We start from the raw sequence: 21,805 nt of genomic DNA, 5'->3' as shown, positions 1-21,805 counted from the left end.
CGACGCCCAACCCTCAAATTGATATGATCAAAGGGTCAGCCGTACTAAAGCACCACTAATCCGTGTAAGGTAGAAAAATCGGAATCCACTTGCGAACCACTTGTACCAAATTCCCATTCGATCCCGAACACCCCCAAGCCCTTGCTTCTCAATTTTTTGATGAGCGCATCATTCTCCGATGATTTTTTTAAAATGAGGGTAGTTGAACCAATAATATATCTGGCCTCTTTGTCTTCTTCAGCCGTATTCTGTTGGGGCTCCTGGCCTAGCAGGGTGGTCAGGTTGCGCATCATTTCCTTAAAATCAAGCGCCAGAAGAGTAATTGATTTTATACCGGTAACGCCATTTTTATGCGTTGTGGCTTCCTCGGCAGGAGTTGAGGGAGTAGAATAAGGCCCCCGAATAAAGGGAAGCTCAGTGAGGAGGGTTGATGCCATTTGCCAGGTGATTTTCTTTCCGTCTGGCTTCTTTCTGGCCGCTGCCATTGGTTTGGTGACAAAAAGGCCGCCATCGTTTATCCTTGTTAAATCTGCTTTGATATCAGCTGATAAAAGGCAGAAATCGGTCACTCCTTCAGGCAACGAAAGAGCCCTGTCGTAGAACCTGTGAAAAAGCCCCCATTTCTTCGAGTACTTGAGAGACCTGAAAGCCTGGGTTTTCGAATAGAGCTTCAAAAGAAATGGTTTGAAACCTTTTCTCATCGACAATAACTCCAGAAAGCTGCCGTCTTTGAACATCACTAATGCATTTTCAGAGAATCCCCCCTTGTGAATCCCTCCTTTTGTTACTACAAAGCCACTGGCGGTGAACGTTTGCGTGGCTTTTTCTAAGTCATTGACTTTAATCACAAGGTGATCGAATGGTAAGCTCATAGATGTTGGAAAGGTTTGAGTTTTTGAGAAAAAACTATGCATATAATCCATTGAGACGGAACAGCACCTCTATGGTATAATGCTTAAAGTACTTATGAACTTACGGTTGGTTGCAGATATGCATTCGAAATATAGCAAATTATTCCTTTAAGGTGGGTTTGGGATAATTCACCTAAATGCATACATTTCGGGAAAGTATACCTACTTCATTGCGTCGGATCACCGCCATATCGCTTCTTTTTCTATTCTTGCTGAACATCATCGGGTTTTACGGTGTGTTCATGGGTTTGAAATATAACCTTGAACAACAGGTAGTTAGCGACCTTGATTCAGACAATTTCAATGAAGATCAGTTAGTTGAGTTTAAGGTAGCTGTGTCTCTTGCCTACATGCCCGACCAGGCCCGCTATGAAAGAGTTGACGGGCTCATAGAGGTAGAAGGAAAGTACTATAGATTGGTCAAGCAAAAATATGCAGGGGATACGCTGTACATCGTTTGCCTTCCTGACTACAACCAACAAAAGCTGCATGAAGCCATTGAGGACTATGTGAGTACCTTCACAGCGCCGGATGCCTCTACAACTAAACAGGTTGACCTTTCAAAATCGCTTTCCAAAGATTACATGATTTCGAAAGTGGCAATGGAAAGGGGTTCCTACGGTACTTTTTATTCCGTAGAGAATACCGACTACGTTGTCTCGGATTACACTTTTTATCTTTCGATCCAAAGCCCTCCTCCCAGGAGTATTTTAGTTTAAGGCAGAATCAGACCAATTCTGAACTTTCATCTCGTTGTTTCTTCATCGCCGACAAATCAATCATTTGCTGCGAAACTTTAGTTGGTTTCCTACAAACGAGGTTGTTTATAGTTGTTTGGTGCTTCAGTAAGTTACTGGCAGGTTTTCTGGTAAAGCTTTGTGGTGTCGATGATAGCAAGAGGTGACTAGCAGGACTTTTCAGAATTGGTCTATCCAATACTTTTTCTTTCACTAAAATCATCTCAAAATGAAATCTACTTTTACTAAATATATAGTACTCATTTGTCTGTTTACAGGCATCAGTGAAGCCTTTTCTCAGGGCTGTATCGCAGTTAGGTCAGGAGCCGGTGTCAACGTTGGAGGAGGTGCTGTGCTGGGCAAAGGGCAGTGGAATGCTGCAACCAATTTCAGGTATTTCCATTCATATAAGCACTTTCGTGGTAAGCATGAAGAAACTGAGCGTGTCGAAAATGGGACAGAGGTAATAAACGATTCTTATTTCCTCGACTTTCTGGTTGCCTACGGCATTTCAGACCGTCTGTCAGTAAATTTTGTTCTTCCTTTCGTTAATCACGCCAGGTCGTCGATGTACGAGCATGGCGGAAACCCACCCAATGGCCTCGGTGACAGACATTTTACTTATTCAAGCGGGCTGGCGGATATAAGGTTTGGTGCCAGCTACTGGCTGCTTGATCCTGCGACTCATACCGGTTCCAATGTTTCACTTGGCGTAGGCATGAAACTGCCCTCTGGTAATTACCGGGTAAAAGGAAAGTTTTATAATCAGGGGCCTAACAGCGACCAGGTGATCACTTCCGGCCTGGATCAATCGATACAACCCGGTGATGGTGGTGTTGGAATAACTTTCGAGTCTCAGGCTTACCACAACATTTCAGAGAAGCTGGTGGTGAGCGCCCTGTTGTACTACATGGTGAATCCCAGGGAGAAATATTCGACAACTAATTTCCGGGGTTCTGCATCAGAATTATCTGTGTCTGATCAGTACGCTGCCCGGCTGGGTGCCTTGTATGTAACTCCCGTGCAGGGACTTGGCTTGTACGGCGGAGCAAGACTGGAGGGTGTTCCAGCTAGCGACCTCATCGGAGGGGATGAGGGATTCAGAAGACCCGGTTATATAGTGTCACTTGAGCCTGGTGTCAACTATGGTGTTGGCAACATGGCTTTTAGTCTAACGGTGCCGATTGCTGTAGACAGAGCAAGGGTGCAAAATTTTTCCGACAAGCAAAGAACCAAAGAAACAGGGGAGTTGGTCAATGGCGATGCGGCATTTGCAGACTACCTGATCAATTTCGGATTCACCTATCGCTTTGGAATGGCAAGGCATACGGTTGAGGTGGATGATTTCCTAGAGAAAAACTAAGCCTCTCATTTTTACCAGGAAGCAGGGAGAGATTTAGAATCGCTTCTCCAGTGCTAGTAGTTTTTAGGTGGCAACGGGGCTATTTGTCAGGTTTATGAACTATCCGCAGAGCGGGGAACAGTAAAAAATATTCCCCGCTCTGCTCTATTTTTTGATTTTCCCTCCCTTTTTCAACAAATCCATCACCTTATCCTTTGGAAGTGCTTCAACGGTATGGTTTTGGTATCCCGTCATAGTAGTAGCGGCCCAAAGGGAATTCACAATTGCTTCTTCCGTTGCTTCAATTACTCCCATAAATAGCGGCGTCATGCTGTCGTTGGTCAGCACATTTTGTTGTAATAGAGGCGATGGGGAATCATAAGGAACTCTCAGTCCCTCAGCAGTGGAGAAAGCTATCACGTAGTCGCCGCTGCCATTGGATGCAATACCACCTGTCCTTCCTAACCCCAAAATAGCCCTTTTCGCAAGCCTCTCCAGGTTTCGTGCATCAAGCGGAGCATCAGTGGCTACCACGATCATGCACGAACCGTCCACCGAGCCAAGGATTTGCTTCCGGTAGGGGTATTGCTCCAGTATTTCATCAATGGCTTCGCCATCAATTGTAAGGTTACCACCAAAGTTCGTTTGCACCAGCACACCCACGGTGTATCCTCCTAAGCTTTCGGGGAGTTTTCGGCTCGAGGTGCCAATGCCACCTTTGTACCCAAAGCAAACTGTGCCAGTGCCAGCACCTACGTTGCCTTCTTCAACCTTTCCTGATTTTGCTGCCTGAATAGCCGCTGCAAAATGCTCTGGCTGGAGCGGAAAACTGCGAATATCATTGAGATAGCTGTCGTTGGTTTCTCCAACAACAGCATTCACTGATCTTACATTCTCATTACCAGGCAATGCTAAAGTGTATTTTACCAAAGCCTTGGAAGCATCTGCCACCGCAAGTGTATTGGTGAGCAGGATGGGCGTTTCAATATTGCCAAGCTCTTCCACCTGGGTGTACCCGGCTAGTTTGCCAAAAGCGTTACCCAGGTAAATAGCCGCTGGTACTTTCGACTGAAAGATATTCCCGTCGTGGGGTAGGATAGAGGTCACCCCAGTCCTGATACCATCACCTTCAGTAAGTGTGAAGTGGCCGACTTTTACACCTTTAACGTCTGTGATGGCGTTGAATTCGCCTGAAGGCAGGACACCGATTTTGACACCCAGCTCTGCTGGCCTTTGTTGGGCGTTGGCCAACAGGCTAATCAGGCAAAAGAATATCAGCAGCAGACGGTTCATCTTGTTTTTTCGAGTCACTTAGTAGCCAATAGCGGTATCATCACCTCTTGGATCTGCGCCGCCTTCCAGCATGCCGTCAGGCAAGACAAGAATGGCATCAACCCTGCCAATATTTCCAGCATCTCTGAAGTGATGGCCCATGCTATCCAGTTCAGAGGTAATCTCAGACGTGAGTGCATCGGTTTCAGTGAGTATCAAGTCGGGTAGCCACTGATGGTGAAATCTTCTGGCAGTCACAGCTTCCTGCATGCCCATGCCGTGGTCAACCACATTGAGGATTGTCTGAAATACGGAAGTAATAATGGTAGACCCGCCTGGCGTACCTACCACCATCATCAATTGCCCTTCTTTTTCAACAATAGAAGGGGTCATTGAGCTAAGCATCCTTTTACCCGGCTCAATCGCATTGGCTTCACCACCCACCAAGCCATAGGCGTTGGCGTAGCCAGGTTTCACGCTAAAGTCATCCATTTCATTATTGAGCAAAAAGCCAGCGCCCGCCACAAACACTTTACTCCCGAAGCCTCCATTAAGTGTGGTGGTTACGGACACAGCGTTGCCCTCAGCATCTACTACCGAAAAGTGTGTGGTCTGATCCGATTCTAAAAGAGCAACAGGGTTGCCTTCGGTAACTTCTGAGGATAAAGAGGCATTATCAGGATTGAAGGAAGACATCCGCTTTTTGTTGTAAGCAGGATCTACCAGTCCGGCCATAGGCACATCGAAGTAGTCAGGATCTCCAAGATATTTCGCCCGATCAGCGTACACACGTCTTTCGGCCTCAGTGATCAAATGAACCGTTTTGGTTGTGTTCCAGCCCAATTCACTGATGGGGTAGGGCTCTACAGACTGTAGCAGCTGCAGCAATGCGATGCCACCGCTGGAAGGAGGCGCCATAGAAATAATCTTGTGACCTCTATAGGAGCCAGTCACTGGTGTTCTCCAAACTGCATCATAGTTTTTCAGGTCTTCCAGCGTAATAATGCCCTTTCCACGTTGCATTTCGGCCACGATGAGATCGGCAGTCTCGCCTTCGTAGAAACCTGCCTCTTTTTTATCACGAATGAGCGAAAGTGTTTTGGCGAGATCCTTCAAAAATATGGTGTCGCCTGCCATCCACTCACCGTCCTTTAAAATAAAGTCCGGACTAACGGTATTGTACTTTATAAAATTGTCTTTTCCCCGATTGAGTCCGCCGGCTTCTTTTTCGGTAAGAGCAAAGCCGTTGGCTGCCAGGTCAATGGACGGCTGCACCAACTCTTCCCAGCTCAGGCTGCCATATTTTTCATGCGCCTTCACCATCCCATCCACCGAGCCTGGCACGCCAGAAGCCAGGTGCCCCAGCCAGCTCAGGTTTTCGATAACTTCTCCGTTTTCATCGAGGTACATATTTCTCGAAGCCGCCGCAGGCGCTTCTTCTCTGTAGTCTAAGCCATCAACCGATCCGTCATTTCTGCGGATAACCATAAAACCACCACCTCCGATATTACCTGCCCCTGGATAAACAACAGCCAGCGCAAACTGTACTGCAATGGCAGCGTCCACAGCATTACCACCTTTTTTAAGTATATCAGCTCCCACTTGTGATGCCAGCGGGTGTGCTGAAACGACCATCCCATTTTTTGCAGTCTGTCCACGCTCAATGACCCGCTGAGGCTCATTTACTTTTTGAGAGCAGCTGTACAATAGAACAGCAATAAGAATCAGGTTGGTAAGTCTTTTCATATAGTTGACGGTTTTGAGTTCCAAAGTAAAAAAAGAAATGCAGAATCAAAGACAGATTGTGGAGAAGGGTAACTTCAGAAAAATTATATCATTCATGTAAGGTTTTTCAGCTTTGTTGATCTTTCCAATCATGTGGTTGATCGAATATATAGCCCTGGTCGTAGTAATAAGGGTAGTGAGCCTTTCAATAGCCATGGTTTATGCGTACCTTCGAAGAGTAATAAAAGTAAAAGCGAAGTGAAAAAGGTTTTTTTAGTTATTTCTTTCTTAATGTTGGTCGGGTTTGTAAACGCCACACCTTCTCCCAAGAAGAGTGCAAAAAAAGCCTACTACACATCGCCAATAAGAGAATTTAGAGGAGCTACCTTTTATCAGTGGAAGAACAACGACACCGTGAAAGTGGCTAAAATCTCAACCACTGAGGATAGTGGAAAGAAAGCCGTTGCGAAGAGCGAATCAAACACCCCTGGTAAGCCTACTGCCAGCAATCGCACCAATTAATAGCGACTAGGTCGATTTCATTTTAACCTTCTTGACCCTGCTTTTATGTTTATCCTTTTTAGGATTGTAATAGCGGTGATGCACTTTCGGCTTCACAGTTTTTATATTGTAGGAATGGCTTGAGCATCCCTGAAAGGAGGGTGCTAGTAGAAAAAAAGCCAGCATCCACATGCTGGCCCTCAGAAGTGATACCTTTCTGTACACTTATTTCACGTCATCAAAGTCAAACATGTAGATGGGATCAAGCTGAGTATTTGGATCCATCCTAAATACTTCGTTCAAAATGCCATCTTTCAATCCGTATACCCACCCATGCAGCATCGGACGCTGCTCCTTTTTCCAAGCGTGTTGCACTATCGACGTTTTGGCTAAATTATGGACTTGTTCAATCACATTAAGCTCCACCAGTCTGTCTGCTTTTTTATCCTCATTGGGTAGCTGATCTATTTCCTCTTTGTGAATTCGATACACTTCTTTTATGTTTCTCAACCATTTATTGATCAGGCCAAAGTCTTGGTTGGTCATGGCAGCTTTTACCCCCCCACAGCCGTAGTGGCCGGTCACAATAATGTGATCGACTTTGAGGTGCTCAACCGCATACTGCAAAACACTCAACATGTTGAGGTCAGTGTGCACCACCATATTGGCAATGTTTCTGTGAACAAACATCTCACCTGGTTCAGTGTTCGTGATCTCGTTGGCCGGCACCCGGGAGTCGGCACAACCAATCCACAGAAACTGTGGGGATTGTATTTCAGACAGATGGTTAAAGTAGTTAGGGTCGGATTGAACACGTTCACGTGCCCATGCTTTATTTTCAAGTAACAGTTTTTCGTAAGGCTTCATTTGTACTATTTCTTAAATAAGTGATTGTAGCTGGTGGAAGACTTCTTCAATTCAACCGTTATGTTTCTGTTTTCTGATGTTTCAACGAAATCCTCAATAACTTCAGATATGTCGTTGTCGATAAAAATTGATTTGGTGCCATCAATTATCACATAGGCTCCCTTCGGAATATTTTGCAAGGTGGTTCTCAGGGCCGACTTATTGAGAAAGGTAACATCTTTGTTCAATTTCACCAGATAGTTAGCGTGATCTTCAGTGACAATAATCGCTTCGTGGAAATTGCTCTTGATCACAAAGAACAAGCCGATAGCCATTCCAATAGAAATGCCAATAAGTAAATCTGACAACAGAATCGCTGTGATTGTAATAACAAATGGTAGGAACTGCCCCATTCCCTTTTGAAACATGGACCTGAACAACGATGGCTTCGCCAGTTTGAAGCCAACCATTATTAATATAGCTGCAAGGGCAGCCAGCGGTATCAGGTTAAGGATATGTGGAATAACAACCACACTAAGAAGAAGCAAAGCACCATGGATAATTGCTGACATTTTTGTGTGCGCCCCCGAATCTATGTTGGCGGAACTTCTCACAATTACAGCTGTTAGCGGCAGGCCTCCGATAAGTCCTGAGACCATATTACCAATACCCTGTGCCTTAAGCTCACGATTTTGAGGGGCAACTCTTTTGTACGGATCGAGTTTGTCGGTGGCTTCCAGACTCAATAAGGTTTCCAAACTTGCAATAATGGCGAGGGTAATGGCCACTACATAGATTTCGGGGTTACCAAACTGGCTAAAATCCGGGAAAGTGAGTTCGTTGGCAAATTCACTCAGATTGCCAATAATAGGCAACGAAACGAGGTGGCTCTGACCGAGAGCCATGTCAGGTAGAAATTTGATGAAGAGCTGATTAATGCCTATTCCCAGGAGTACCACCACCAACGGTGCAGGCACGATAGAGAAAAACGCTTTTTTCTTTATCCCAGGCCTATCCCAGAGAAGGATGACAGCCAACGAAATTAGGCAGATGGCAATGGCTCCAATACTTAAATTTTCGAGGGCAGTGAAAATCTCGGTAAAGGTGTTTTGTCCGTCGGGTTGGAAAAATTCTATATCACCCTCCGGATCTGAATCGTAGCCGAAAGCATGAGGTATTTGTTTCAGTATCAATATAAGCCCTATGGCAGCAAGCATTCCTTTGATTACTGCAGAAGGGAAGAAATTGCCAATAACACCGGCCTTCAGAAAGCCCAGTAAGAGCTGGATAGCGCCCGCAATGAAGACTGCAAGAAGAAACGACTCGAAGGAACCTAAGTCATCTATAGCGTTGAGAACGATAATTGTCAGGCCGGCAGCCGGACCACTGACAGCTAGTTGAGAGCCACTGAAGGAGGCTACCACTAAGCCTCCAACAATTCCGGCAATAACGCCTGAAAAGAGCGGCGCTCCAGATGCGAGCGCAATACCTAAACACAGGGGCAAAGCAACAAGAAAAACTACCAGGCCGGCAGGGCCATCGTATTTGAAGTGCCCGAAGATGTTAGGGCTTGAGTTTAAAGAATTCTTATCGGACATTGTTTAGAGTTTGTGATTTTGATGATGCAAAGATGCAACAGGAAATACTTAAATATAGAAAATTTGTTGCAATGATTTGATAAGGGGTTGATTAGCCTTTTGAGTTGTGATCGTTGTCGCCAACTGCGCCGACCTTAGTTTGCCTGCTTGTCAACACTCGCTTTGAAACCAAATAGATGATAAAAGATGCCAGAGGGGCCAATAGCAGCCATCCCAAAAGCATATTGACCGCAATGAAAAGCAAATCTCCGGAAATTTCTGCCAGACTATTGAGTGAAAAAGAAAACTCCCCAATTTTGTCAATGGACGAACCGTTGATGGTAAACCCGGTGAAAGGCGCTCCGATGTAAAAGTAAGGGAGCAGAAGGGCCAACTGTATAGGATAAACGATGTAATTAACTGCCTGAATAATAGCCATGTTTAGCTTAAAGAACAGTGAACTGGCGGTGCAAAGTACCGTAGAAGTGCCTACTAGTGGAAAGACGCCCCAGAGAAAGCCGAGACTGATTGACAAGGAGACCTTCGAAGGTTCCATCCCTCCGGTTACAAAAGTATTTGCCAGTGACTTTAGCCTATAACTGAGATTCGTTTTTGTTTGATTTTGCATTAAATCTTACATGAGGCTGACTGGAAAAAAGATAGAAGAATTCTCTTCGTGAGTAAGTAACATCTTTGTTGAAAATATCAATAAAGTGAATAACGCTCACACTTAAAGTAATACTTTAAATTAAATAGGAGGTGAGTAAATCTAGGGATATTGGATGAATGCAAGTTTAATAAACGGTAAATAATTCATGTTAATTTGTCCACTACTGGCTTTATTACATATTGCGGATCATATTTTTTAGCCAAACTTTGCTTGTGTGCTATTTTTTTGATAATATTTCCAATCGGTAGCTGACTGGCCTGGTTAGCGGATTATTCGAAAAGTAATATTTTGCTGTATTTACATTATAAGTATTAGGAATCAGTGTAGAATTGTGTAACCAACCAAAAAGATGAATGAAAACCTCGAGCTAAGGAAAAGTGCAATTGACAACCCAAAAGATTGGAGAGTATATAAGATAAGTGGCGTTGAAAGGACAATCATAGCAAGAAAGGGCGGCCCTTCTGCCAGCGACATCAAAAGTAAAGAGTCATACCAGGAACTTAGGAACAATCAAAAGGAATTCGGTGTGGCCAGCATGATGGCCAGAACCATGCGCATGACTATGACCGGCGATCTGGGTGATATATGCGAAACTTATTCCTCTGGAAAATTGACAGCTAAATTCAGAGGCTTGGTAAAAGGTGTTGATGGCCCGACTGGTCGACGCCCCTTGACGCCGAGTAAATATGGCAAGCAGGTAGAGGGCTTTGAATTCAACCCGGAGTTCCCTTTTGGCACTACTTTCTATCCGAAATACTTTGTCCATCCGGGGCAGGGTCGGGGACATGTAATCCTCCACTTCCCAGGTTTTGTCCCTCAAAGCAATATCTCCTTCCCGGCAGAAGCTACTCATTTCAAACTAACAGCAAAGTTGGTCTCTATTTCAGATTTTTATTTCGATGAGGAGGAAGCTTCTTACAGGCCGTGCAATCCTGATCACCATGGCTTAACCGATTCATTTGAAAGCAACATGTTTCCTGATTTAAAAATAGCTATCCAGCCGATTACCGCCCAACTCTCAATAGTACCCCCAAAAGGGCTGCCCGAAAAAGTGGGCGTATTTCTTCTGATGGGTGTGAAATTTTATAAATACGAGAATGCAAAGTATACGTTCGTGAAGAATGGATCTTCATGTAAAGTGTTAAAATCTTTTTGATCTTTAGTTAACTAATAGGAAGCATGCAGGGTTATACCGTTAACTGCATGCTTTTTTTATGGATTTAGAAAAATTTAGGCTCATTGGTGATCCTCCCGCCGACGCTGTTGTTGAAGTCATTCAACGAGATATGCCTGAGCTTTGGGGGGCGGGCAAATGGAAGAACTTCTCTCTTAATAGCCAGCAGCCCGATGATAGCTGGCCCAAAGAGCTGATAAATTTCATCAATCAAAATGAGGCGCTACCTCAAAATAGCCTGCCGAAGCACTTAAAGAGTGCTCAGGAATTTTTCTCCAAACATCAACCTCTGATTCTGCTCTGCCTGGGACTCTATTCGCTTCCGTACTGCTATGCCGCCGCCAACGGCGCTAAAGTTTTGTATCACTCCAAACGGCTTAGGGAAGCCCCGGGCAAGCGGCTAGTCGAAACCGCCTCCTTTGTGATTGATGTATCTGAGCCTGGAGCATTTGATGCCCATGGAAGGGGCTTCAGGAGTATTCTCAAAGTAAGGCTTATGCATGCACTCACCAGGTATTACATAAAGAATCAACCTTTCTGGCAGGCCAGTTGGGGACTTCCAATCAACCAGGAGGACATGGCTGGAACAAACTTAGCGTTCTCATTAATAGTATTGCGTGGGCTACGAAAGTTGGGTGTCGACATAAAGGGCGCAGAAAGTAAGGACTTTTTACAATACTGGAACCTGATAGGGCAGTGGCTGGGGATTGAAAGAGAACTACTAAAGGGTAGTGCAAAGGAGGCGTTGGTGCTGGAAAAGCACATAGTGAAAAGGCACTTTTCCAAATCTGTTGAGGGGACTGAACTAGCAACCGCACTTAGAAGGCATATAGAAGTTGAAATGCGAAATAACTCCGTTAATTTACCTGTTTCCGCCCTTATGGAGTATTTGCTTGGAGATGAGATCAGCCGAATACTCAATATTCAAACTGCTCCCTTTGATAAGGTAGTTGCAAAATCTTTTGTTAGCTTAACCAAAATTCAGCAATTGATCGGGAGAAATTTTCAATGGCAAAGGCAAGAAATTGACAGGGTAAATTTGTGATATGCAACTAGAACTAAGCACTCCGGCATTGTTGTTTCCAGCCATCACTTTGTTGCTTTTGGCGTATACAAACCGGTTTTTAGCGATTGCCAGCCTTATCAGAGGGCTCCACAAAAGACAAGCTGATTCTCACGGCGAAAACAATGTGCCCATCCGGGAGCAAATTAAGAACTTACGTTTGCGGCTTTTGCTCATCAGAAACATGCAGGCGTTCGGTATTTTAAGCTTCCTGGGTTGTGTGCTTTCGATTCTGTTCTTATACCTCGACAATGGCCAACTCGGCAACTACTTATTTGTCGCTAGCCTCGTTCTGCTTTTGGTTTCTCTTGGGCTTTCATTTTACGAGACGCAAATATCTACAAAGGCATTGAGCATTGAATTGAGTACCTTAGAGAAAGATGAATAAGGGGTTAACAGAGTCACAATGGTTTCTAAACTATGAAAATCGGCTTTTTTGTGTTGATAATGATGGCAGCGACATGGCAGGCACTATCGCAGGCTGTTGATTCGCTTGCTGTTGATTCTGTCAAACTGCAAACGAAGCAAATCAATAAACCGGAAAGGAAATATGGTGTTTGGGTTGCGGGCTACATTGAACCCGCCTACCTCCGGCAGGCAAACGGTGTTAATCTGGGCGGTGGTTTGGGCTTTTTGTTCTACGGTCACTACCATGTTGGAGCTTACGGATCTGTTTATATGGGAGACTACAATCAAAGGCTGATTTTCCCTAATGAATTCAGTATGAAATACAGCCATATAGGCTTGTGGACCGGATACAAAACAACTTTGGAGAAGCCCTTTCAGTTTACATTTGATGCAAGAGTGGGGCAGGGGAAGGTGTTTTGGGAGCGGCGGGACAATTTCTATAACATGTTCGAAGACTATGCGCTATTTGTGCAGCCATCTGCTGGCTGCGACTACAAATTTCTTCCTTTTGCCATTTTGCATGGCGAGGTAGGCTATCGATTGGTCAAAGGATTGGATATCCCAGAAATATCCGATGATGACTTCTCAGGACTCACATTGAATGTCATGATTAAAATAGGGCTGTTTTGATGCGTCGAATCCACTTTCTTATTGTCGCCGTCTTCATGCTCCTTCCTCAGAGCTGCAAATGGAATGACGACGTACGGCCCGATGACTCACCATGGGGTTACGAAGATCCAAGGATATCGGGTTTCGATGAGCCTTTGCTTTTGGCATTAGACAGCCTTTTTGATGCGGGTCGCCTTGGTGGCATTGGCAGTATGCTGGTTTTGAAAGACAACAAGGTGGTTTTTGAAGACTACTATGGTTTCTACACAAGAGACTCGCTTCAGGGCATAGGAAGTATGGGTAACATTATTGTTTCACTGCTGGTAGGTATTGCTATTGACGGCGGTTTCATTAACGGAGTTGAGGACTCGGTTTACAAGTATTTGCCCGAACGCCAATCGTATTTCGAAGCTGACCAACTAAAGAAGAGAATCCGGTTCAAGGATATTCTCACCATGAAATCGGGACTTTCGTGGAACGAAACGCTGTCAGGAGTCAACTCCTCGTCCAACGATGTGAATGTGATAAAGACGGCCCCAAGTGCGGTGGAGTTTTTGCTTAAAAAACCAATGGAGAGCATTCCGGGTCAAAGGTTTTCTCAGAATTCGGCGGGCAGCCTTATTATACTTGAGGCGCTGGAGTCTGCAACCGGCTTGTCCGCCGACGAGATTGTCAATCGGTGGCTATTTGGACCTCTTCAGATCAACGATTGGACGGTGAGAAAAGATGACGTTGGGTTGAGCGACCTTTCTCTGGGGCTCGCCATAAAACCTCTCGATTTGTTAAAAATTGGAGACCTTATGCTCAACAATGGAAGCTGGCTCGGCCAACGAATTGTGAGTGCTAGATGGGTAGAAGAGTCGACAAGTACTCAGCATCGAATTTCTAGCTTTTCGGACATGGGGTATTTATGGTGGAGGTTTTCTGATGACAGCTCATGGTCGGTCTATTTTCCTGAGAACAGAACCTTTTATGCGCTCAGCGACGAAGATCACTATATGTTTGTAATGCCTGAATACGATATGGTTTATTTGCTTACGACAAGCGGCAGAACGTCCACCAGCACTAACTTAGGCTACTACGTGCTCTCCAATTATTTGCTGAGCACTCTACAACCAGTTGGGGGTAGTTAGGGTCTTTAAACTCAAGGTTGTTAAAATAGAAATGAGGACTCAATATTTCAAAAAAGTCTTCGTTGAACTAATAAACATTAGGTTTGGTTGGTTGTTAAGGAAATGCCTCGTTTTACGGGGCTTTCCTTTTTTAGTATTCCACACCAATCATTAATTTCGGCTGTCTTTGTAGAGTTTTATAGATTTTAAAATTGAGCCAACTGCTTCCTGATAACTTATCTTCACTAGAAGTACTCTTCAAACAGCATTACACGGAATTGTGCCGGTATGCGCTGAAACTGACCCGCAATAATGAAGTGGCAGAAGAAGTGGTTCAGGAAGTTTTCGTGAACTTTTGGGAGCGGCGTGAAGAGATCAATATTAGCTATTCTGTTAAAGCCTATCTCGTAGCATCCGTTCGCAACAGGTCAATCAACTACCTCAAACTGCAACTGCCCAAGGAGTTGAAAAAGGAGGATGTGGATAATTTAAGTGAAAAGGCTGACCTGTCAGATCCAACTCAAATTGAGTACAATGAGCTATATTCAATCGTCCAGAAGGCTATTGATTTATTGCCCGACCGATGCAAAGTTATTTTTGTGCTCAGCAGGGAAGAAGGGCTTACCTATCAGGAGATTGCCGAAAAGCTGGAACTGTCTGTAAAGACGGTAGAGAATCAAATGAGCATAGCGCTCAAAAAACTCAGAGTAAGCCTGAAGCCGTACGTTGATAAGCTGGGAGTAATTTTGCTAGCCTTAATCGAAAACTTTTTGTAGATAGCTTGGGGGTTAGGATGAAAATCCTTGACATCTAATTGAATACACCTGATTATAATGCAACGAGACTTAGTCGAATATTTTAACGGTAAGGCAAAAGGTGCTTCTGAAGCTGAGAAGAACGTTGATGCTCATCAATCAGTCGAGCTTCAAGAGACGATTAAGGTATGGGAGCATGCATCCCTCGACACCTCGGACTATTGCCCTGATGTGGAATGTGCATGGGGTAAAGTAAAGAGCAGACTTAGTGTGGAAAAGAAGGAGTTTGCTTTGAGGTACTTCTACTGGGCTGCTGCAAGTCTTGCTCTCATCGTTGGCAGCTATTTTGTATTTCAATCGACTGTCACTAGTCAGGCTTTTTCCGAAACCGCCGTAGTTAATGCCAATGAGAAGGTAAAGGAGATTACGCTACCTGATGGCTCTTCAGTTTGGCTCAACGCCAATAGCCAGATATCTTATTCTGAGGATGAGCCCAGAAATATCAAGTTGAAAGGGGAAGCTTATTTTAAAGTAACTCACGATGCTGAGCATCCTTTTGTTGTAGAGTCGAACGGTATGACGGCTAAAGTGTTGGGTACAGAGTTTAATCTGAAAAACACGAAGGAAGGGGTCAGGCTTGCTGTGATTGATGGAACTGTGGAAGCCTCAGCTCTGGAAAAGGTTCTTATGCTCCAAAAAAATCAACAGGTGGACGTTGTAATGAAAGATAACGTCATTAGGAGATCCGATATAACTGACATGAATTTTCTTTCCTGGAAAACTGGCATGATGACATTTTCTAATCAGCCTTTGGATAAAGTACTGAAACAAGTACAAGATCACTACCATGCTGATATCACACTCGACAATGAAGCATTGAAAGCGTGCAAGTTAAGTGTAACCCTTAAAAACCTCAGCCTTCAGGAGAGCCTGAACGTAATAGCTACGCTACTAAATGGATCAGTGGAGCAAAAAGGTGGTTCATATGTAGTTCTTGCGGAGCCCTGCGAAAATTAGAACAGGGAACTTCCAACCTCTTTTTTTATTTATTACTCCTATAGTTACCTTTTATAGACGAAACATGTCTTTATTTAGAGGTCGCTTTCGGGAGTATGCCAACGTTTTTAAGAGTCTGTTTTATCTTTCACATTTGCTTGCTGTCGGCAAGCTCAGCATTAGTCGCTCAGAGTCACACTGACGTGGTTTTGAGAATGCCTGACGGCGAAGCTAGCCTTTCTGTCAGGCAAGCTTTGCGCCTGATAGCTGATCAAACCTCTTTCAAACCCTCCTACGTTGATCAGTCGATTCCATTCGACAAGAAGATCAAAGTCAATGGAAGCACTATTTTGCTGGATGATTTGCTCGACAAGATAGTGCTTGCTGAAAATCTGAAGTATCAGTTTGAAGGCAACCTAATCTTGCTAATAGCCGTCAAAAATAAGGCTCCGCTAAAAAATGACAACGTAACCATGAAAGGCCAGGTGCGAGAGGCCAGCACTGGCGAGGCCCTGATTGGTGCCACAATCTGGATTGATTCTCTTAAAACTGGGTCTTCTACCAACTCCTACGGTTTTTTCTCGCTCTCATTGCCTAAGGGAGTTTACGATGTTCGTGTCTCATTTGTAGGCTATAAGTCAATCGAGACCAGGTTGACTTTGGCAGAGTCGACAGAAGAAAACTTTTCTCTGGAGTCGGCAGAGGCCAATTTGCCCGAATTGGTCGTGTCTCCAAAGGACTTTGACGTTTTGCTGACAGCTAAAAACACTGGTTATCACAAGATAAGCCGAAACATCTTTGGCAAGATTCCTTACTTTCTCAGCGAAGTAGATGTGCTGCAGGGGGCATTGCTGCTGCCAGGCATCAGAAACGTTGGGGAGGACGCCACTGGTATTAATGTAAGGGGCGGATCGGCCGACAATAACCTGATACTGCTGGATGAAGCAGTCATTTTCAATACATCTCATTTTTTTGGACTAGTGGGCGTTTTCAACCCTGAGGCGATCAACGACATAGAAATATATAAAGGTGATATACCGGCGTCCTACGGCGGCAGAACGTCTTCAGTGGTGAGTGTGAGACAGAGAGAGGGCAACAAGGAACGATTTGCTTTTTCAGGAGGACTTGGGCTTTTGTCGGGTAGGTTGGTAGCGGAAGGGCCACTTGTAAAAGGAAAAAGCTCATTCCTGGCATCGGTACGGTCTTCATTGTTTAATATCAATTATGAACTGGGCGACAACAATGTAAGGAGGAGTACCCTCAACTTTGCCGACTTCAATATGAAACTCAACTACGATTTGAACTCCAAAAATAAGGTTTATCTATCGGGCTATGTTGGCAAAGACCGTAACAAGGTTGGAGAAACATTTCAACGAACCTGGGGCAATAGTGCGCTGATCGCCCGGTGGAATCATATTTTTGGAAACCGTCTATTCAGCAATCATACGTTCACGCTGAGCGAGTACAGTTATAAAACGGAAGACCCTTCCGAAATTTCCAATTTTATAGGAACGTCTTACATCTTCAACTACACTTTTAAGTCCGATTTCAATTTTTATTCAAACCCTGACAATACCTATAATTTTGGTTATTCGTCTATTATCCACAGGCTCAATCCCGGAGACAGGATACCGCTTACTGAAGACGCTTCGGTGGTGGAAATAAAGCTGAGTTCGGAGCATGCTGTAGAGCCAGCCCTATATGGCAGTTGGGAAAAGAAGTGGAGCAGAAGGATTGAAACTGTGGCAGGAGCAAGGTGGTCTCGTTTTTACTACCTGGGCCCGTCAAATGACTATATTTATGTAAACGGGTTACCAAAAAGCAGAACGTCGATTGTCGACACCGTGCAGTATAAATTTGGTCAAATTATCGACTTCTATGAAGGGTTTGAGCCCAGGCTCGTTGCAAGCTATAAATTAAGCAAAGCCTCGATGCTTAAGGCCAGTTACAACAAAAACTATCAATACATCCACAGAATTACTAATAGTATCTCGCCTGCACCTACCGACATATGGAAACTCAGTGACAGGTATATTAAGCCGCAAGTGTCGAATCAATGGACCCTAGGCTACTACAGAGATATGTTTAATGGAAATCTGGAACTCTCTCTTGAAGCATATTTTAAGTCGCTGTCAAATACAATAGCATTTAAGAATGGGGCCGACTTACTATTAAATGAAACTATTGAAACAGAGGTGCTTGCTGGTATTGGCAGGGCTTATGGCACTGAGCTTCTTGTTAGAAAGCCTGAGGGGGTGCTTCGGGGCTGGATAAGTTATACCCTGGCGAGAGCGGAGACACAGATAAAGGGAGCAACAGTGGAAGAAACACTAAATGATGGAGATTTTTTCCCCAGCGATTATGACAGAACGCATGACGTTTCAGTGGTGAGTATTTATGACGAAGGCAGACAATGGAGCTTCTCTGCTACGTTTAATTTCAGCACAGGGCGCCCCGTAACCCTGCCAGACGCAAAATACGTTTATGATGGTGTGATAGTGCCAAATTTCTCAAAACGTAATCAGGGCAGGCTTTCCGACTACCACAGGCTGGATCTGTCGACAACTTACGTGAGCAGAAAAAGTCTTGAAAGAAAGTTTAAAAGCAGCTGGACATTTTCCATCTACAATGTATACGCCCGGCGGAACGCCTATTCTTACCTTTTCAGGCAAAGCGCTCTAGACCCAAGCCAAACAGAAACCATCAGGTATTCTGTGTTGGGCACAATCATTCCATCAGTCTCCTATAATTTCAAATTCTGACGGATGCGTAGATCAGCCCTGCTAGCTATTATTTTAAGCTCTTTTGTGCTACTGGCATGCGAAGACCCTATCTCAATCGATTTGCCCTCCGGCAGCACTTACCTGGTGGTTGAAGGATGGATTACCGATCAACCAGGTCCTTACCGTGTTAGCCTTTCTCAGACTTTACCCTTTGATTCGCCTGAGACAAACCCAAGAATATCCAACGCAAAGGTTTACATCAATTCGAAGGGGGTCAATTATTTTTTGACCGAAAATCCGGAAAAACCCGGCGAGTATCTAACAGATTCAGCAGAGTTTGTGGGTGTGCCTGGCGTGAACTACAAACTTGTGGTGGAATGGGAGGATAAGATCATTGTTTCAAATGAAAACTCTTTTAAACCAGCTCCGCCAATAGACACACTTACCTATACGTTCGTACCGAACATTTTTGTGCCCGAAACTTTATCATTTACTTCGGGCTATTTGGTGACTGGTTTCGTGTCGGATCCTGCGACTGAAAATGACTACTACCGTTGGAAAGTAGCGGAGAACGGAATTTCGTTCAGCGGAGCCGAAGACTTGATTCTCATTACTGACCGATTTTTCAATGGAAAGAAATTCGGTTTTGAGCTATCAAGCCTGTTATTCCAGATAGACGACACCGTCACTGTTAGTCAATACACAATTGATGCGGCTGCTTTTGAATACCTTAAAAACCTTAACACACAGGCAATTGGCTTAGGGAAGTCTACCAGCACGCCACCATCGCTGGTCAGGGGAAACTTAAAATACCTGAATGATGATGAGGGAGTAATACTCGGCTACTTCGGCATGAGTAGCGTGTCCAGTGCGCAGGTCGTCATCAAAAAAAATCAATAAAGTCATTCTTTTTTTAAAACAGCATGGGGGTAAACCGCCTTTTTGTTGACAATAAGTAGAGGAAGGTTACTACACGCAGCGCTGCTTTGCGCAAGTAGGCTTCTTCACCTGACTAGATTTAGCCAGAAAAAAAGTAACAAAAATGGGGGGTAGTAACGTTAAGAGCTAATGTTGCTTTCCTGAAAAGTAAAGACTTATAATTATTATTGCCATGCTATTAGATAACAAAATTTCGGAAGGACTTCTCAAATTGCTAAAAACAAAGGAAGTAAGACATTTTAATAAGGCAAAAGACGCTTTTCTGGACGAGGAGTCAAGGGAGTTGTACTTCAGGCAGTTTTATCTTGCTCAGGTGCTTGAATTGGCTGAAGTAAAAGCGCATTGATAACGTAAGCGCTTATCGAAGAATTATTTTTTTGTATTGAGGGAGTTCATTTTTTAGTTTGAACATCATCACGTAAACTCCGGGTTGAAGAAAGGAGGTCACTGCACGGTACCCATTAAGGCCCTCGTTGATTAGTCCAATGGACTGTTTTTGTCCGCTCAATGTTATCAAGTCAACAGCTTCAAGTTCCGTTTCCTCGGGCAGTTCAATGAGCACATCTCCTTCACTTGGGTTTGGATAAAACGTAACGGTGCTTACCACCAGCGGATCATTACAAGCCTGCAAATTTGCAAAGACATCCTGCCGTATTGTTTCTAGTTTTTCAAATACCTTTTCGCCAGGGCATTGTGTGGCGCAGCCCTGTCTGTGTCCCGCAATAGTATTTAGATTACCGTTGAGCGGATGTGGCGTGCTTCCCAGTACATCCAATATGTCTTTTGAAGCTTTCCATGTGAGTAGTGCTTCCAGCGAAGAAATAGCCTCTTCCTTCGGCTCTGTGGTACTGTAGTCGCCCATCATGCAAACGCCCATGGTGGTGGAGTTTTTTCCACAAAAATGAGCCCCAAGCACAAGGTCTTGCTCACCATCTGCCGGATCTCTTCCATTAAAAATAGTACCGTCAGGTGCCACCAAGTAGTTGTAGCCAATGTCGGACCAGCCGTTTACTTGCGTATGGTAGATATAAATGTTTCGAACCACATTGTAATAGTCTGTAAGCGAATTGGAGGTAGCCGAGTGATGGACAATGAGATGTTCTGTTTCTGTGTAGCTCCTCGAATAAGACGGTGCAGAAAGCCCTTTTCTCCATTCAGATTGATCGATAGTTTCGGGCTCTTCACAGCTACCTGGTGTTGTGACCAACGGTTTGAGCTCACCGGCTGTGCGGGCAGAAGATGGCAGCTCACCTGCACTAATATAATAAACTGAAAATGGTTCAGTTACGTTGGGTAGTCGCAATCTGGCATTTTGTCCGGGTAGGTCGAAGATGACAGGAAGACTCTGAAGTTCTCCATCTAAGTCGGTGTGCTCATCAACCTCAAGGGGATAAGAATTCCCTTCGGCGGCTATAGAAGAAGTTTCGAAAGAATCGGAGCCTGATATTTTAACCACTAGCGAAGTAAAATATTTTTCGCCGGATGAAAGCTCATATTCACCTTGGTTGTTGGGGATTACTCTTTGCACCGAAAGCTCGGGGCTTACTTCTAATACCCTACTGTTGTTTCCCACAGGACTCTGGGCCGACAAACTCCCTGCCACCAGAAAAACAACGGACAACACGCAAAATCTCATCATCAATTAGCCGGTCTAATTTCTTTCGTCATCGAAACGAAAAGATTTTCAAACAATTGCAACCCCTTCTCTAAATTTCGGTCTTTCACCAAAGCACTAATTAACGAAACTATACTGCACACATGAAACATCTTATTATACTACTTTTTGTCGGGCTCATTTCTTTTCAGGTAAATGCCCAGATGAAGGAAACCAGAAGGTTACCGGCCTTCAGCCAGCTGTCTGTCTCTCAATCTATTGAGGTCGAGTTGGTTAAGGGTAGTGAAGAAAGGGCGGAAATTACTTCTGACGAGGTTGATCTTGAAGATATTCTGACTGAAGTATCGGGTAGCAAGCTGAAGATACATCTTGATGGGTGGAACAGAAACTGGAGGGGCAGTATAAAAATCAGACTGACCTATAGAGAACTTGAAGGAGTATCAGTGGGCTCGTCAGCCAGAGTCACTGCCGAAGAAACTATTAATGCGACTTCTTTTTATGCCGATGCCAGCAGCTCTGGCAGAATGTCGTTGGCGGTAAATTGCAGTGATCTTGAGGTAGATGTGTCGAGCAGTGGCCGGGTGACACTCCGTGGCCGGGCCACATTTCAGGAAATAGATGGGAGCAGCTCAGGTTACTACGATGGGTTTGATCTGGAAAGTGAAAAGGCGAGGGCCGATGTCAGCAGCAGCGGAAAGGTAAATGTGTCGGTAAGCAGGGAGCTAATGGCAGACGTTAGTAGTAGCGGCAGAGTGACATACAAAGGAACGCCTGACAGACTAATTGCCGACCAAAATAGCAGTGGCAAAGTGGTCAGGTATTAGCCGTCA

At 44.5% G+C, this 21,805-nt stretch carries 21 protein-coding genes; 14 read left to right on the top strand and 7 right to left on the bottom strand.

The features are described 5' to 3' along the window. Positions 1–44: 44 nt before the first annotated feature. Complete coding sequence (locus RIF36_RS14435; protein ID WP_350122347.1) at positions 45–872, bottom strand: VOC family protein; 828 nt, start codon at positions 870–872, stop codon at positions 45–47. Positions 873–1,048: 176 nt separating this feature from the next. Here RIF36_RS14435 and RIF36_RS14430 point away from each other — a divergent pair, with 176 nt between their 5' ends. Both RIF36_RS14430 and RIF36_RS14425 read left to right on the top strand, forming a co-directional pair. Beyond that, positions 1,049–1,630: a hypothetical protein gene (locus RIF36_RS14430; RefSeq protein ID WP_350093299.1), complete on the top strand. Its 582-nt coding sequence runs from the start codon at positions 1,049–1,051 to the stop codon at positions 1,628–1,630. Positions 1,631–1,877: 247 nt separating this feature from the next. Continuing rightward, positions 1,878–3,011, top strand: coding sequence for a transporter (locus tag RIF36_RS14425; RefSeq protein ID WP_350122345.1), 1,134 nt, complete (start codon positions 1,878–1,880; stop codon positions 3,009–3,011). A 144-nt stretch (positions 3,012–3,155) separates the two neighbouring features. Here the strand turns inward: RIF36_RS14425 and RIF36_RS14420 are convergent, their stop codons facing one another. Continuing rightward, the gene (locus RIF36_RS14420; RefSeq protein WP_350122343.1) at positions 3,156–4,283 is read right to left on the bottom strand and encodes a DmpA family aminopeptidase; all 1,128 of its coding nucleotides are present in this window, start codon (positions 4,281–4,283) and stop codon (positions 3,156–3,158) included. Between the two features lie 18 nt (positions 4,284–4,301). Continuing rightward, the gene (gene ggt, locus RIF36_RS14415) at positions 4,302–6,008 is read right to left on the bottom strand and encodes a gamma-glutamyltransferase (protein WP_350122341.1); all 1,707 of its coding nucleotides are present in this window, start codon (positions 6,006–6,008) and stop codon (positions 4,302–4,304) included. A gap of 237 nt (positions 6,009–6,245) precedes the next feature. Here ggt and RIF36_RS14410 point away from each other — a divergent pair, with 237 nt between their 5' ends. Continuing rightward, positions 6,246–6,509, top strand: coding sequence for a hypothetical protein (locus RIF36_RS14410; RefSeq protein WP_350074043.1), 264 nt, complete (start codon positions 6,246–6,248; stop codon positions 6,507–6,509). Positions 6,510–6,713: 204 nt separating this feature from the next. Here RIF36_RS14410 and can read toward each other — a convergent pair whose 3' ends face one another. From can to RIF36_RS14395, 3 genes are all read right to left on the bottom strand, one after another. Next, positions 6,714–7,355 carry a carbonate dehydratase gene (gene can / locus RIF36_RS14405; protein ID WP_151996909.1) on the bottom strand — a complete coding sequence of 214 codons (642 nt, stop codon included), beginning with the start codon at positions 7,353–7,355 and terminating at the stop codon, positions 6,714–6,716. A gap of 5 nt (positions 7,356–7,360) precedes the next feature. Beyond that, the gene (locus RIF36_RS14400; protein WP_350122339.1) at positions 7,361–8,932 is read right to left on the bottom strand and encodes a SulP family inorganic anion transporter; all 1,572 of its coding nucleotides are present in this window, start codon (positions 8,930–8,932) and stop codon (positions 7,361–7,363) included. 91 nt (positions 8,933–9,023) lie between these two features. Continuing rightward, entirely contained in the window at positions 9,024–9,467 is a 444-nt protein-coding gene (locus RIF36_RS14395; protein WP_350122337.1) for a DUF2062 domain-containing protein, read from the bottom strand. A 463-nt stretch (positions 9,468–9,930) separates the two neighbouring features. Here RIF36_RS14395 and RIF36_RS14390 point away from each other — a divergent pair, with 463 nt between their 5' ends. The 10 genes from RIF36_RS14390 (at position 9,931) to RIF36_RS14345 (ending at position 19,706) form a co-directional block, all read left to right on the top strand. Then, positions 9,931–10,737 (top strand): hypothetical protein, encoded by an 807-nt coding sequence (locus RIF36_RS14390; RefSeq protein ID WP_350074037.1) that lies wholly within the window; start codon positions 9,931–9,933, stop codon positions 10,735–10,737. Between the two features lie 58 nt (positions 10,738–10,795). Next, positions 10,796–11,800 (top strand): oxygenase MpaB family protein, encoded by a 1,005-nt coding sequence (locus RIF36_RS14385; protein ID WP_350122335.1) that lies wholly within the window; start codon positions 10,796–10,798, stop codon positions 11,798–11,800. Between the two features lies 1 nt (position 11,801). Then, positions 11,802–12,206 (top strand): DUF2721 domain-containing protein, encoded by a 405-nt coding sequence (locus tag RIF36_RS14380; protein WP_151996904.1) that lies wholly within the window; start codon positions 11,802–11,804, stop codon positions 12,204–12,206. Positions 12,207–12,238: 32 nt separating this feature from the next. Next, on the top strand, positions 12,239–12,856 hold the full coding sequence (locus RIF36_RS14375) for a hypothetical protein (RefSeq protein WP_350122333.1): 618 nt from the start codon (positions 12,239–12,241) through the stop codon (positions 12,854–12,856). After that, positions 12,856–13,968, top strand: coding sequence for a serine hydrolase domain-containing protein (locus tag RIF36_RS14370; RefSeq protein ID WP_350122482.1), 1,113 nt, complete (start codon positions 12,856–12,858; stop codon positions 13,966–13,968). Before RIF36_RS14375 ends, RIF36_RS14370 begins: the two co-directional genes overlap by 1 nt. 191 nt (positions 13,969–14,159) lie before the next feature. Further along, a complete protein-coding gene (locus RIF36_RS14365) occupies positions 14,160–14,723 on the top strand; it encodes an RNA polymerase sigma-70 factor (protein WP_193217758.1) in 564 nt (187 codons plus the stop codon). A 57-nt stretch (positions 14,724–14,780) separates the two neighbouring features. Further along, positions 14,781–15,719, top strand: a complete 939-nt coding sequence (locus RIF36_RS14360) for a FecR family protein (protein WP_350122331.1) — start codon at positions 14,781–14,783, stop codon at positions 15,717–15,719. A 194-nt stretch (positions 15,720–15,913) separates the two neighbouring features. Further along, on the top strand, positions 15,914–18,460 hold the full coding sequence (locus tag RIF36_RS14355) for a TonB-dependent receptor (RefSeq protein WP_350122329.1): 2,547 nt from the start codon (positions 15,914–15,916) through the stop codon (positions 18,458–18,460). Positions 18,461–18,463: 3 nt separating this feature from the next. Further along, entirely contained in the window at positions 18,464–19,321 is an 858-nt protein-coding gene (locus RIF36_RS14350; RefSeq protein WP_350090527.1) for a DUF4249 domain-containing protein, read from the top strand. 211 nt (positions 19,322–19,532) lie between these two features. Beyond that, positions 19,533–19,706 carry a hypothetical protein gene (locus RIF36_RS14345; RefSeq protein WP_193217756.1) on the top strand — a complete coding sequence of 58 codons (174 nt, stop codon included), beginning with the start codon at positions 19,533–19,535 and terminating at the stop codon, positions 19,704–19,706. 12 nt (positions 19,707–19,718) lie between these two features. Here the strand turns inward: RIF36_RS14345 and RIF36_RS14340 are convergent, their stop codons facing one another. Then, complete coding sequence (locus RIF36_RS14340; RefSeq protein ID WP_350122327.1) at positions 19,719–20,999, bottom strand: N-acetylmuramoyl-L-alanine amidase; 1,281 nt, start codon at positions 20,997–20,999, stop codon at positions 19,719–19,721. Between the two features lie 119 nt (positions 21,000–21,118). Here RIF36_RS14340 and RIF36_RS14335 point away from each other — a divergent pair, with 119 nt between their 5' ends. Further along, positions 21,119–21,799 (top strand): head GIN domain-containing protein, encoded by a 681-nt coding sequence (locus RIF36_RS14335; protein ID WP_350122325.1) that lies wholly within the window; start codon positions 21,119–21,121, stop codon positions 21,797–21,799. Positions 21,800–21,805: the final 6 nt, after the last annotated feature.

It is taken from the genome of Imperialibacter sp. (assembly GCF_040222815.1).
Classification (GTDB): domain Bacteria; phylum Bacteroidota; class Bacteroidia; order Cytophagales; family Cyclobacteriaceae; genus Imperialibacter.
The sequence above is the reverse complement of the archived record's forward strand: the minus strand, read 5'-3'. Positions and strand labels throughout refer to the sequence as shown.